This is a genomic window from Polaromonas sp. P4_F4, from assembly GCF_056401355.1.
This window is the reverse complement of record NZ_JBFUJO010000006.1, coordinates 66,311-79,369: the sequence shown is the minus strand read 5'-3', so window position 1 is coordinate 79,369 and position 13,059 is coordinate 66,311. Positions and strand designations below refer to the sequence as shown.

Genomic DNA, 13,059 nt, shown 5'->3' with positions numbered 1-13,059 from the left:
CCTGTTCAACGTCCTCCCCGGCGGCAATCAGGCCTTGATGCCGCCGGCGCTCAGGTGCAGCCGGCGGTCCGCCCGTGCGGCGGCCGCCTCCGAATGGGTGACAAGGACCAGCGAGGCGCCATGCTGGCGGGTTTGCGCAATCAGCGCGTCCATTACTTTCGCAGCAGTTGTGGGGTCGAGGTTGCCGGTGGGCTCATCGGCCAGCAGCAGGGTGGGGCGGTGCACCAGCGCGCGGGCAATTGCCACGCGCTGAAGTTGCCCGCCGCTCAATTGCTGCGGCAGTCGCTTGCCCAGGCCGGCGAGGCCCACGGCATCCAGCATGGCCTGCACCCGAGCATCATCGGGCTGACCCAGCAGCAGCAGCGGCAGTGCGACGTTTTGCGCCACGTCCAGGTGCGGCAGCACATGAAAGGCCTGGAACACAAAACCCACGTGCTTGCGGCGCAGCAGCGCGCGCTGGTCATCGGTCAGCGTGCCCAGATCCGTGCCATTGAGCCACACCGAGCCCTCATCCCAGGTGTCCAGCCCGGCCATGCAGTTCAGCAGCGTGGACTTGCCCACGCCCGACTCGCCGATGACGGCGACAAACTCACCGGGCGCGACATCGAACGAAACGCCGGTGAACACCGGGGTTTCAACATACCGTTTGGCGAGATTGCGGACCTGCAGCATCGCCCTATGCTACCCGCAGTGAACCGGGGTGAGAGCTCTTCCACCAGCCGGGGCCGCGGAACCGGCTTCGCCGGGCCGCAGGCGCAGCGCCCCCTCGGGGGACAGAGAGCTACACGAAGTGAGCGAACGTGGGGGCTAAGCGCAGTGAACCGGGGTGAGAGCGCTTCCACCAACAGGGGCCGCGGAACCGGCTTCGCCGGGCCGCAGGCGCAGCGCCCCCTCGGGGGACAGAGAGCTACACGAAGTGAGCGAACGTGGGGGCTAAGCGCAGTGAACCGGGGTGAGAGCGCTTCCACCAACAGGGGCCGCGGAACCGGCTTCGCCGGGCCGCAGGCGCAGCGCCCCCTTGGGGGGCAGAGAGCTACACGAAGTGAGCGAACGTGGGGGCTAATCCTTGTGCCAGCGCTCCAGCCAGCGCATTGCCAGCTTGCCTGCGGCCTCGCGGCCGCCCAGCCCGAACGACAGCGCCACGGCAACGGCCACCGCGCCCAGCGTCAGGCCGAAGGCCAGTTGCACGATTTCGTTGGCAAGGCCCATGGCGCGCAGCCCCATGGCGAGCACCAGGCCCAGGATGCCAATGCGGGCAATCTCTGCGAGGCCGGCCGCGTGTTTGCCGCCGGCCTTGTGGATGGCGTCATAGGCCAGGTTGGAAATCCAGAAACCGACGGCCAGGATGGCGCCGCCCAGCAGCACATCCGCAGCAAACCCGATGAAGGAGGACACCATGTTCCGCATCTGGCCGAAACCGAGCTGGCTGGCGGCCTCGGTGGCGGCGAACAGCATGGCAAAGAACATCAGGAGCGCTGACGCCAGGCGCGAGGGCCGGGCGGCACCCGACAGCACATGCTGTATGCCCATTTTTTGCGGCAGGTTGTCGACCCCGGCGCTTTCCATCAGGCTGGCCAGCAGGCGCGAAGCGAAGCGCGCGATGTACCAGGTCAGCAGCAGGATCACGGCCGCCGCCACGATGTGCGGCACTGCGGCAAACATCAGGTCGAGCATTTGCGAGGCCGGACGCGACACGGCATCGATCTTGAGCGCGTCGAGCGCAGCGATCAGCGAGGGCACGAACACGAAGATAAAGACCAGTGTGCCCGCCAGGGCCGACAGGCGAATGGAGCTGTCGAGCCCGACCCGCTGGTTCAGGCTGTCGGCGCCGGCCGCTGCCAGCAGGTTGGTCACCAGGCCGCGCAGCACGCGGGCCACGATGTAGCCCACGCCGCCGATCAGCAAGGCTGCGAACGCGTTGGGCACCATGGCCAGCAGCTTGTTGAGCATGCCGATCACTGGTTCGAGCAGGGCATTGAGCTGGAAGGCGTTCAGGATGGCCGGCAACAGCATGAGAATCACCAGCCAGAACAGCACATTGCCCACGTTCCGGCTCATAGGCGCCATGCCGGCCTCGGTGGAGAGCTTTTCATCGAGTGTCGTGGCGGCAAGCGCCCGGGCAGCCAGCGCGCGCAGCACGGTGGCGAGCAGCCAGGTGACCAATGACAGCACGGCCCCGGCGAGCAGCTTGGGCAGGTAGCCGATGATGTCGCCCATCATGGCGGCGAAGGGGTTGGTCAGGAGCGAGAGGTCCAGCACATTGAGCACGGCGACCAGGGTGGCCAGCAGGATCAGCCAGAACACGCCCACTGCCACCGGCGATTCAGCATCGAGTTGCACGCCCGTGCTTTCCTCGACGCGGGTATTGACCTTGAGCAGCCGCAGCAGCCTGCGCATGCCCGCGCGCGCCGCAACAGCCAGCAGCCAGCCCAGGGCCAGGATGGCGACAGCGCCGAGGACTTTGGGGAGATTCGCGCCCAGGCTGGCTTGCAGCGAGGTGACGAAGGTTGACAGGTCCATGATGCGCTCTCCTTGTTTGTTATTACTTGAGGCAGGCAAGACTCGCGCGCCGGACGCGCGCCCCATTCTGGCACCGGCGGTCACCACAAGCAAGCCGGCTATCGGCTGGACTTTTCGATGTGTTGAGCCACTGCCTGCAGAACCAGCGGCAGCGCCTGGTCGGTATCGCAGGCGATGATGTGGCGCTGCGGCATGGAGCGCAGCCAGGTGATCTGGCGCTTGGCCAGCTGGCGCGTGGCAAAGATGCCCTTGTCGCGCAGCTCGTTCATCGGGAAGCTGCCGCCGGGGCTGCGCGCCTCCTGCGCGTCCAGCAATTCCCAGGCCTGGCGGTAGCCGACGCAGCGCATGGACGGCAAATCCGGCGTCAGGTCGCCGCGCGCGCGCAGGGCTTTGACTTCCTCGAGAAAACCGGCCGCCAGCATGACGTCAAAGCGCTCGGCAATGCGGTGGTGCAGCCAGCTGCGCTCTTGTGGTTCAAGGGAAACAAGGAGTGCAGTCTTCTCGTCCCGGCCGCCATCAACTATGGTTTTTGCGGCGTTTTGCCGATGAAAGAATGACAGCGGCTGCCCGGACACCCGGAACACTTCCAGCGCGCGCGAGATACGCTGTGAGTCATGGGGGGCCAGCCGGGCGGCGGTGACCGGGTCAACGGTTGCGAGCTCGGCATGCAGCGCAGGCCAGCCTTTGGCGGCGGCTTCGCTGGCCAGTTCGGCGCGCACCGCCGGGTCGGCCTTGGGCATGTCGTCCAGGCCGTCAAAGAGTGCCTTGAAATACAGCATGGTGCCGCCCACCAGCAGCGGCAGCTTGCCGCGCGCGGCGATGTCGTTGATCAGGTGCCGGGCATCGGCCACAAACTCGGCGGCGCTGTAGGCCTGCAGGGGGTCGCGGATATTGATCAGGTGATGCGGCACGGCCGCGAGTTCATCGACCGTGGGTTTGGCTGTGCCGATGTCCATGCCGCGGTAGACCAGCGCCGAATCGACGCTGATGATCTCGACGTCATGCTGCCGCGCAATGGCCATGGCGGCGGCCGTTTTGCCGGAGGCTGTTGGCCCGGCGAGAGCAATGTATGTGGCCCCCACGCTTTTCACTTCGTTCATGCGGCGGCCTCATGGGCAGGCTCTCCGTATTTCTGCACCACGGTCCAGGCGCTGGCGGCAATCAGGATGCTCCAGAACCACACGCCGTTGGTCAGCGGCAGGACGGTGCCATCCATGTGTGTGCCCAGCCAGCCGCCCATGCCAAAAGCCACCACCATCATCAGGAAGCCGTTCATGGCCGAGGCTGCGCCTGCCGCATGCGGGAAGGGCCCCACCGCGCCGCTCTGGCCGCAGGGCTGGTGCACGCCGTGGGCCAGCATGAAGAGGTAGTAGGGCAGCATGATGGCCCAGACGTTGTGCAGGCCGGCCCAGGCAAAGACGCCCATCAGCGTGCCGCCCGCCAGGCTCAGGCCTGCCGCAATCGCCACCGACTTGCGCACGCCAAAACGCGGCAGCAGACGGCGGCAGATAAAGGTGCCCGTCAGGTAGCAAAAGCACATGGAAAACATCACCAGGCCGTACTGCGTTTTGCTCAGCCCCAGCACCTTGATGAAAACAAATGAGGACGTGGCGAGAAAGGTGAACAGCCCGCCATACGAGGCGGCGGACAGCGCCGAAAACACCATAAAGGTGGGGTTGCCGAGGATATGCATCCACGTGTGGCGCAGCGCGGCGGGATGCAGCGCCCGTGGGTTTTTCTGCCGCAGGGTTTCTTCAAAGCGCAGGGCGACCAGCGTCAGGGTGCAGGCGCCAAATACGGCCACGGCCATCAGCGCGACGCGCCAGCCCCCAAACTCCGACAGCAGGCCGCCCAGCGGCGCGCTGACGCAGGCCAGCACACCCAGGCCGCTCAGGCCCTTGGACATGATGCGGGCGCCTTCCTGCGGCTGGTACAGGTCCCGGATGATGGCGCGCGCGCACATCACGACAGCGCCCATGGCCGCGCCCTGCACAACACGCCAGACGATCAGCAGCGCCATGGAAGGCGCCAGCGTGCTGCCGATCGAGGCCAGCGTGTAAGTGGCCAGGCCCCACAACAGGATGGGGCGCCGGCCGAAGCGGTCGGACAGCGGGCCCCAGATCAGCTGCGAGACGCCGAAAGCCAGCAGCAGCGCACTCAGCGTGAGCTGCGCCTGCGACATCGGGGCGCCAAAGCCTTCGGTCAGCGCCGGCAGGGCGGGCAGGTACAGGTCGGTGGTGACCGGCTGAATGCCCAGCAGCATCGACAAAATCAGCACGATCAGGCCGGCCGACATGGACGGCGACGCTACAGGGCTGGCGGCAGTGGGCGACGCAGCATCTGAAGACATTTTTCGGGAGGGGGCGGACATCCGTCTGAGGGTATCAGATTGCCCGCCGTACGCTCCACCGTGCACGCGGCCCTACGCTCGGCCCCTATGTGCCGCAGCCATACCGGGGCGGGGGGCACTTTGCGGCCGGCCAGCTTATTGCAGATGGAAAAGCTGTGCCAGCGCCTGCCGGTATTGCGGCTGGCCGACCAGGTTGGTGTTGTGGTGCGAGCCGCCCTCGACCAGCATGAACAGCTTGGGCTCGGCCGCTGCGTCAAACAGCTTGCGCCCCAGGTCGGGCAGGATCAGGCGGTCTTCCCCACCGTGGACCACCAGCAGGGGCGAACCGATCTGCCCCACTTTGCGCACGGCTTCAAAGCGCTGGGTGATCAGCAGGGACAGCGGCATCCAGCCCCATTTGGAACTGCTCACCACGTCGGCAATCGAGGTGAAGGTGCCTTCAACGATCGTGCCGCTTTCATCGGTGACTTCGTTGGCCAGGTTGATGGCAATGGGCCCGCCCAGCGAGTGGCCGAAGATATAGCGGGGCCGGTTCGGGTACTTTTGCGCCAGCCAGTCCCAGGCGGCGCGGGCGTCTTCGTAGGCCGATGCCTCGGAAGGCAGCTCGTGGGTGCTTTTGCCAAAGCCGCGGTAGTCGATGGCCAACACCGAAAAGCCCAGTTCCTGCATGCGCCGCACGCGCGGGGCGGAGCCGGTGACGTTGTAACGCGCGCCGTGCAGGTAAAGCATGACCGGTGCTTCGCCGGCTGCCGGCCTGTCCCTGTCCGTGTCGGCGGGCAGCCACAGCCCATGAAGGCGGATGTTCTGGTCGTTGATCCTGGAGTTGAATTTGATCCAGACGTCCTCCATGCCTTCGGCGGCTGCGGCGCCTCCGCTCCAGGTACGGTCGCTGGGCTGGAAAATCCAGTCGCGCTGCTTTTCGTCGAGCGTGGCGCAGCCGACCATCAACGCCAGCGCCGTGCAGAAGGTAGCGAAGAGGTGCCAGCGTTTCATGAAGGTAACTGATACGTTGGCGGTCGGAAAGTTCAGCGCCCGCGCAGAAACAGGGCGTCCAGCTCCCGGATGCTCACCTGCCGCCAGGTGGGTCGACCGTGGTTGCACTGGTCGGAGCGCTCGGTGGCTTCCATCTGGCGCAGCAGGGCATTCATTTCGTCCGTCGTGAGCTTGCGGTTGGCCCGCACGGCGCCGTGGCAGGCCATGGTGGAGAGCAGCTCATTTTGGGCCCGCTGGATCACGGTGCTGGCGTCGTGCTGGGCCAGCTCGGCCAGCACGCTGCGGGCCAGCTCCACAGCGTCCCCCTGCGCCAGGCTGGTCGGCACCGCACGCACAGCCAGGGTCCTGGGGGAAAACGGCGTGATTTCCAGGCCCAGGGTGGCCAGCGTTTCGATGCAGGCTTCGGCGGTGGCCACTTCCTGTGGGCTGGCGGCAAAGGTGGCCGGAATCAGCAGCGGCTGGCTGGCGATGCGGGCGCCTTCGCTGCTGTCCATCTGGTTTTTCAGCCGCTCGTAGACGATGCGCTCGTGGGCCGCGTGCATGTCCACAATGACCAGGCCCTGCGCGTTCTCGGCCAGCACGTAAATGCCCTGCAGCTGGGCGATGGCGCGGCCCAGCGGCCAGTCGCCGGGCGGCAGGGTATCTACCGGGCCAGCAGAATAGGCGGCAGGGGGGCTGGCCGGCGAGGGTGAAAAGCTGTTGCTTGCCGCTGGGCCGCCCGGCTGCATTGGCGCGGGCCACATGGCTTCGAAGTCCGACGCACGGCTGCCGCCGTTCGCTGCGAAATTGATAGCTGGTTGTGCCCACGATTTCTGGGCAAAACCGGGACTACCGAAGCCTGATGCTGAAGATTCGCCGGAAACCGGCGGGAAGGCCGCTTCGGCCGCAGCGCCGTCGGGGCCGGCCGCAGCAGCCGAGCGTGGCGCGGCCAGCGCGTTTTCGGTCGCGTGGCGCACCGCCTGATGCACCTCGCGGCTGTCGCGAAAGCGCACTTCGATTTTGGTGGGATGCACGTTCACGTCGACGCGGGCCGGGTCCATCTCGACATACAGCGCATACACCGGCTGGCGATGGCCGTGCAGCACGTCTTCATAGGCGCTGCGCGCCGCATGGGTCAGCACCTTGTCGCGTACATAGCGGCCATTGACATAGGCAAACTGCTGGTCGGCCCGCGAGCGCGCGGCATCCGGAATGCCGGCGCGGCCCCACACGCGCACCGCGGGCAGCCCGTCGGCCCGCCGCGCCGCGCTTTCGTAATGGACTGCGACGGATTGCTCGACAAAGTCGCTGCCCAGCACATCGGCCAGACGCTGCGCGTGGGCCGCGGCCGGCTCGCCGTGGCAGGCGCGCCATTGTTCGACCAGCTTGCCCTCGTGCCAGATGGCAAAGCCAACGTCGGGCCGCACCAGCGCATGGCGGCGCACGGCTTCAATGCAATGGGCCAGTTCGGTGGCGTCGGTTTTCAGAAACTTGCGGCGCGCCGGGGTGGCGTAAAAGAGCTCGCGCACCTCCACGCTGGTGCCCCGGGAGCGCGCGGCCGGCTTCAACTCGCCGGTGCGGCCATCGAGCTGCCAGGCATGGGCGGCCTCGCCAGCATTCCCGGTGGCGCCATCGGGCGTTCTCGACAGCAGGCTCATGTCGGCAATCGAATTGATGGCCGCCAGCGCCTCGCCGCGAAAGCCCATGGTGCCGACGGCTTCCAGGTCTTGCAGCGAGGCGATCTTGCTGGTGGCGTGGCGCCTGAGGGCGACCGGCAATTCCTCGCGCGGAATGCCCTGGCCGTCGTCTTCCACCAGAATCAGCCGCACGCCGCCCGCCAGCAGCCGCACCGTCACCTGCGTGGCTCCGGCATCCAGCGCGTTGTCTACCAGCTCGCGCACCACAGAGGCAGGCCGTTCGACCACTTCGCCCGCCGCAATTTGGCTGATCAGCTCGTCGGGGAGTTCGCGAATGGGGCGGCGGGGGGTCGGAGTGCTCATTGCCTGGGATTTTAGAGGGTCACCTTTTTTTCGATGGGAAAGGCTGCAGAGCCTGGTAATAACCAAGGACCGAGGAACCAAGGAACCAAGGAACCAAGGAACCAAGGAACCAAGGGCTGGGCATCAAGGGCTTGTTTGCGCAAGTTGTAATATTCTGTTGCCTGCACCCTAACGCAGTTTGCAGTCCTGCCAAACCTGCCTGCTAACTCCAAGAATCCAAAGGAAGCCATGTTGTCAAAATTACTTGTTCCCACCGCCTTGATCCCCCTGCTCCTGCTTGCCGGCACGGCGGCCCTGGCGCAAAGCGCCCAGGCGCCCGTGTGCGTGCACGACGAAAGTGTTAAGGAGCGTTTTTTGCCCGTGGAGCTGCTCACCGGCAACCCGATGACAGAAACCCGCGAACTGGTTTTTGCGCCGGTCGACCGGGCGTATCCTTTTGTGGACGAGCTGCCGGACGGCTCGCTGGGCAAGGGTGAAGCCGCGCTCAAAGGGCCAATGTCATGGGAGGGCCAGGGCGGCACGGTATATGAAATCTACGAGCGCAAGGTGCCGCGTGCGCACGAGCGCTTTGCGCTGACGCCCGACCGCACGGCCATTGGCCGCGTGTACGACCAGCGTTTTGGCAACGCCGTCAACGAAGGCAAGTTTCCGGTCGGGGTGTGGGCGCAAGGCCAGACGCGCCGCTACAACACCAGCTATTTTTCGCCGCGAGGCGTGCGCAACGAGACCTCGACGGTCGAAATTGAAAAACTCTCATGCACGTATGAGGGCGTGCCTGGCGCCGTGCAGTACGGCTGGAAAACCAGCAGCGGCCTGAGCTATGGCTATATCTATGTACCCGGCAAGGGCCTGACGCATGTCATGACGCGAGCGGGCGGCCGCTGAAGCACGGGTTCCGGCACCAGCCGGCTGCGCCGACCCCCCCCCGTGGGGACGGTTTCATACCTGTCAAAATCCCCGGCATGGAACTAGTTACCTTTCTCATCGATTTCATCCTTCACGTCGACAAGCATCTGGAAGTCTTTGTCACCAGCTACGGTGCATGGGTCTACGCCCTGTTATTCCTGATTATTTTTGTGGAAACCGGCGTAGTGGTCATGCCGTTTTTGCCCGGCGACTCGCTGCTGTTTGTGGTGGGCGCGATGTGCGGCGTGGGCCTGATGAGCTATCCGCTGACGCTGGGGCTGCTGTTTGCGGCAGCGGTGTTGGGCAACCAGTCCAACTACACCATCGGCCATTACTTCGGGCCCAAGGTGTTCCAGTGGGAAGATTCAAAATTCTTCAACAAAAAAGCCTTCAACCAGGCGCACGCCTTCTACGAGCGCTATGGCGGCATCACCATCATTGCAGCGCGCTTCATGCCTTTTCTGCGGACTTTTGCCCCTTTCGTGGCCGGTGTGTCGCAGATGACGCGCAGCAAATTCACGCTGTACGACATCACGGGAGGGGCGCTCTGGGTGGGGGGCATTGTCACAGCGGGTTATTTTTTCGGTAATGTGCCGTTTGTGAAGACGCACCTGGACAAGATCATCTGGGCCATGATTCTGATTCCGGGCTTGTTTGTGTTGTATGGCGCGTGGAAGGCCCGCCGCCAGGCGTCGCAGGCCTGAGGCACCCCGGCTCGGCCCGGCTCAGCCGCCGACCTTGAGAAACAGGTCCGGATCGGGTGCAAAGTTGGCGTGCAATGGCAGCAGGGCGCCGCCCAGCGCGCGGGCGTCCGGGCCCATGTCGCCGGCGATCACCGTGGCTGGCCACAGGCCTTCCCAGTTGTAGCGGCCCAAGGCTTCACGGGTGCGCTCGATCAGCTGCAGCAACAGGGGCCGGCAGAACGAGCCGTCCATCACCACGGCATCAATGTCCAGGAAGGCCGTGGCGCTGACCACGCAGTGGGCCAGCGCATTCGCGGCACTGGCCACCCAGGCGCTGGTCTCCTGGTCAAACGGGGGCAGCAGGGCCCGCTCGTCGTAGGCCGCGGCCGGGTCCAGCCCGTGTGCCACCAGGCGCTGCTCCAGCTCCCACAGCGAGGCCTGGCTGATCAGTTGGGGCGGCGCGTCGGGCCCCTGCGCCACCTGCAGGGGTAGCGAGGCCACGGCACCGGCGTTGCCATGGATACCGGCATGGGGGTGGGAGTTGATGACCAAGCCCCCGCCAACAAAGGTGTCCACAAACAGGTACAGAAAACTCTTCAGGTCGCGTCCGCGGCCGGCCACCAGTTCGGCCACGCAGGCGGCCGATGTGTCCTTGGCAAAGTTCACCGGCAGGTCGGCCATGGCCTGGACTTCAGTGCCCAGGTCGATGCGGTTCCAGGCGTCCGACTGGTCGTCCGACAGCCCCAGCATCCGGTGCCAGCCGCCGAACTGGAACGGTGCGGCGACGCCGACCCCGACCAGGCGCGGGGTCAGCGGACCGAGCTGCTCGCGCAGGGTGCGCAGGTGCTGGCCTATGGTGGGAATCAGCGTACCGGCCTCGGGAAAAGGGTAGGTCACCGACAGCCGCTGCCGGACTTTGCCGGTGAAGTCCACCAGCAGGGAGTCGGTGCTGCGCCGGCCTATCTTGATACCGACAGAAAAGGCGCCGTCCGGATTCAGCGCCAGGGGCACCGACGGCTGGCCGATCCGTCCACGCACGCGGTCCTGACGGATCAACAGGCCGTCTTCCTCGAGCCGGGCCGTGATCAGCCCTATGGTCTGGGCGGTCAGGCCGGTCAGGCGGGCCAGGTCGGCTTTGGGCAGGCTCCCGTGCAGGCGCAGGGCCTGCAGCACCACGCGCTCGTTGAACTGGCGCATGCCCACCTGATTGGAGCCGCGCGGACGCAGCAAGCGCGGCGGCGCAGGGGAAATGGCTCCGGGGGCGGGTGAAGCGCTGGCTCGTGTCATGGCCGCAGATTCTCGCCGATCACGCCCTTGCGCAGGATGAAGTTGCCAAAGGGCTGCAGCTCACCTGTCACCACGATGGCATAGGCCCGGCGCACCCGGTCATAGAAGGCATGGCGTTCGATGGCTTCGGCCTGCTGATGCGCCAGCAGGTTCGGCGCCAGCTGCGCCAGCACCTCGCGCTGCAATCCCGAGCAGTAAGGTGCCTCGGTACCACTGACCTGCATGTAGGCCACCGGGTGGTCCACATCTTCGGCCAGGGGCAGCAGGGAGATCACGGCCTGCGCCGTCCGCGCCATGCCGTGGCCGGGCAGGCGTAGCACGGGCTTGCCTTCTCCCAGGCTCATCGCGGTGAAGTTGGCGTCGGCCAGCACGAGCGCATCGTCGTGGCCCATTTCGGCCAGCAGCTTGAGCAACTCGGGGGTGAGGAGGGGGTCGATGCCTTTAAGCATGGGGCAATCTCATGGTCACGTTGAGTGCGAACAGGCGTTCAGGCCAGCGCGGCCTGCGGTAGTTCTTCGGCCGTCTTGGCGCCGGTCATCACGGCGACGGTATCGCTCATGCTGATGGTTTTGGGGTTGACGACGGCCGCACGCCGGCCCAGGCGCTGGATATGGATGCGGTCCGCCACCTCGAATACATGCGGCATGTTGTGGCTGATCAGGATCACGGGCAGGCCCTTGTCGCGCACGCGGCGAATCAGCTGCAGCACCATGTTGCCTTCCTTCACGCCCAGCGCGGCCGTGGGCTCGTCCATGATCACCACATGCTGCGCGAAGGCAGCGGCGCGCGCCACGGCCACGCACTGGCGCTGGCCGCCGGAGAGTGTCTCGACCGCTTGCGTCATCGAGCGAATTCCGACCTTGAGCTCCTGCATGCGGGCAATGGCCTGCTCCAGCATCTGCTTCTTGTCGAGCAGGTGCAGCAGCTTGCCAAGGCCTTTGGTCTTGATGAGCTCGCGGCCGAGGAACAGGTTTTCGGCAATGCTCATGGCCGGGGCAACGGCCAGGTCCTGGTAGACGGTCTCTATGCCGGCCCGGCGTGCATCGATGGGGGACTTGAAGCGCACCGGTTTGCCGTCCAGCAGCAACTCGCCTTCATCGGGCACGGTCGCCCCCGACAAGGCCTTGATCAGGGAGGACTTGCCGGCGCCGTTGTCGCCGATCACCGCCAGGATTTCACCGGCGCGCAGCTCAAAGTCGGTGCCGTCCAGTGCAGTCACCTGGCCGTAGCGCTTGACCAGTCCCTTGGCCTGCATCACCAGGGGCGCGGAGGCGTCGGGTGAATGGCTGGTGAATTGGTTGGGTGATGTGGTGGTATTCATCAGCGGGGCCCCTTGCGCGACATTTGGTCAGCAGCAACTGCAAGGATCACCAGGATGCCGGTGATCAGCGTTTGATAAACGGAGGCGACGCCCATCAGCGTCAGGCCATTGCGGAACACGCCCACAATCACCGCACCCACCAGCGAGCCCAGGATGATGCCGCGCCCGCCAAACAGGCTGGTGCCGCCCAGCACCACGGCGGTGATGGCATCCAGGTTTTCGGTCTGCCCGGCGTTGGGGTCGCCCACGCCGGTGCGCGCGACCGACAACAGGGCGGCGATGCCGTAAAAAAACCCCGCCAGCGCATACACGGTCACCAGCACGCGGTCGACCCGGATGCCGGTCAGGCGCGCGGCTTCAGCGTTGTTGCCCACGGCGTACAGGTGGCGGCCCGGTGCGGTGTCCCGCAGCACGAACCATGCGAGGGCGTACAGGGCAATCATCGTGACCGTCCCGAGACTGACTTCGGTGCTGCCCAGGCTGAAGGTGTTGCCCAGGGCGGTCATTTCATCCGGGAGATTGGAAATGATTTGCGCGTTGGAGTAAATCTGGGTGATGGCAAACGCGATGTTCAGGGTGCCCAGCGTCACGATGAAAGGGGGCAGCTTGACGCGGGTGACCAGCAGGCCGTTGATGAGTCCAAAGCCGGTGGTGACCGCCAGCCCGCAGACAATGGCCAGATAGGGGTTGATGCCGTAGTTCACCGCGAACTTGGTCATGATCATGCTGCCCAGTGCCATGACCATGCCGCAGGACAAGTCGATGCCGGCAGTCAGGATGATCAGGGTCTGGCCGATGGCCAGGATGCCCACAACCATCACCTGCTGCAGCACCAGGGACAGGTTTTCACCGGTCAGGAAGCGGTCTGACTGGGTGGTAAAAAAGATGCAGGTGGCCAGCAGGGCCAGCCAGGGGCCGAGAGCCCCCCACGGGATGTGGCGTGAAGTTGAATTCATCGGTGAGCCCCTCGAAGTGATGGAAGGAACGGGGGTGCGCTCAGGCGGTCCCGCCAACCCAAGA

At 65.6% G+C, this 13,059-nt stretch carries 12 protein-coding genes; 2 read left to right on the top strand and 10 right to left on the bottom strand.

From position 1 onward, the window contains the following. Positions 1-27 precede the first annotated feature (27 nt). The 6 genes from AC1DUR_RS08690 to mutL form a co-directional block, all read right to left on the bottom strand. Positions 28-672 (bottom strand): ABC transporter ATP-binding protein, encoded by a 645-nt coding sequence (locus tag AC1DUR_RS08690; RefSeq protein ID WP_477718500.1) that lies wholly within the window; start codon positions 670-672, stop codon positions 28-30. Between the two features lie 387 nt (positions 673-1,059). Next, entirely contained in the window at positions 1,060-2,520 is a 1,461-nt protein-coding gene (locus tag AC1DUR_RS08685) for a mechanosensitive ion channel (protein WP_477718499.1), read from the bottom strand. Between the two features lie 98 nt (positions 2,521-2,618). After that, positions 2,619-3,620, bottom strand: coding sequence for a tRNA (adenosine(37)-N6)-dimethylallyltransferase MiaA (miaA, locus tag AC1DUR_RS08680; protein ID WP_477718498.1), 1,002 nt, complete (start codon positions 3,618-3,620; stop codon positions 2,619-2,621). Continuing rightward, a complete protein-coding gene (locus AC1DUR_RS08675; RefSeq protein ID WP_477718497.1) occupies positions 3,617-4,870 on the bottom strand; it encodes a multidrug effflux MFS transporter in 1,254 nt (417 codons plus the stop codon). Before AC1DUR_RS08675 ends, miaA begins: the two co-directional genes overlap by 4 nt. Before the next feature lie 135 nt (positions 4,871-5,005). Further along, the gene (locus AC1DUR_RS08670; RefSeq protein ID WP_477718496.1) at positions 5,006-5,863 is read right to left on the bottom strand and encodes an alpha/beta hydrolase; all 858 of its coding nucleotides are present in this window, start codon (positions 5,861-5,863) and stop codon (positions 5,006-5,008) included. A gap of 32 nt (positions 5,864-5,895) precedes the next feature. Further along, positions 5,896-7,842 carry a DNA mismatch repair endonuclease MutL gene (mutL, locus tag AC1DUR_RS08665; RefSeq protein ID WP_477718495.1) on the bottom strand — a complete coding sequence of 649 codons (1,947 nt, stop codon included), beginning with the start codon at positions 7,840-7,842 and terminating at the stop codon, positions 5,896-5,898. 228 nt (positions 7,843-8,070) lie between these two features. Between mutL and AC1DUR_RS08660 the strand changes: the two genes are divergently transcribed. Both AC1DUR_RS08660 and AC1DUR_RS08655 read left to right on the top strand, forming a co-directional pair. After that, positions 8,071-8,727 carry a hypothetical protein gene (locus tag AC1DUR_RS08660; protein WP_477718494.1) on the top strand — a complete coding sequence of 219 codons (657 nt, stop codon included), beginning with the start codon at positions 8,071-8,073 and terminating at the stop codon, positions 8,725-8,727. A 77-nt stretch (positions 8,728-8,804) separates the two neighbouring features. Then, positions 8,805-9,452 (top strand): VTT domain-containing protein, encoded by a 648-nt coding sequence (locus AC1DUR_RS08655; RefSeq protein ID WP_477718493.1) that lies wholly within the window; start codon positions 8,805-8,807, stop codon positions 9,450-9,452. 21 nt (positions 9,453-9,473) lie between these two features. On the opposite strand, the gene AC1DUR_RS08650 is transcribed toward AC1DUR_RS08655, so the two are convergent. The 4 genes from AC1DUR_RS08650 to AC1DUR_RS08635 are packed head-to-tail and all read right to left on the bottom strand — an operon-like array spanning position 9,474 to position 12,995. Beyond that, positions 9,474-10,718: an ROK family transcriptional regulator gene (locus AC1DUR_RS08650; protein ID WP_477718492.1), complete on the bottom strand. Its 1,245-nt coding sequence runs from the start codon at positions 10,716-10,718 to the stop codon at positions 9,474-9,476. Beyond that, entirely contained in the window at positions 10,715-11,167 is a 453-nt protein-coding gene (locus tag AC1DUR_RS08645) for an RbsD/FucU family protein (protein WP_477718491.1), read from the bottom strand. Before AC1DUR_RS08645 ends, AC1DUR_RS08650 begins: the two co-directional genes overlap by 4 nt. A gap of 38 nt (positions 11,168-11,205) precedes the next feature. Then, positions 11,206-12,039 (bottom strand): ATP-binding cassette domain-containing protein, encoded by an 834-nt coding sequence (locus AC1DUR_RS08640; protein WP_477718490.1) that lies wholly within the window; start codon positions 12,037-12,039, stop codon positions 11,206-11,208. After that, the gene (locus tag AC1DUR_RS08635; protein ID WP_477718489.1) at positions 12,039-12,995 is read right to left on the bottom strand and encodes an ABC transporter permease; all 957 of its coding nucleotides are present in this window, start codon (positions 12,993-12,995) and stop codon (positions 12,039-12,041) included. Before AC1DUR_RS08635 ends, AC1DUR_RS08640 begins: the two co-directional genes overlap by 1 nt. Positions 12,996-13,059: the final 64 nt, after the last annotated feature.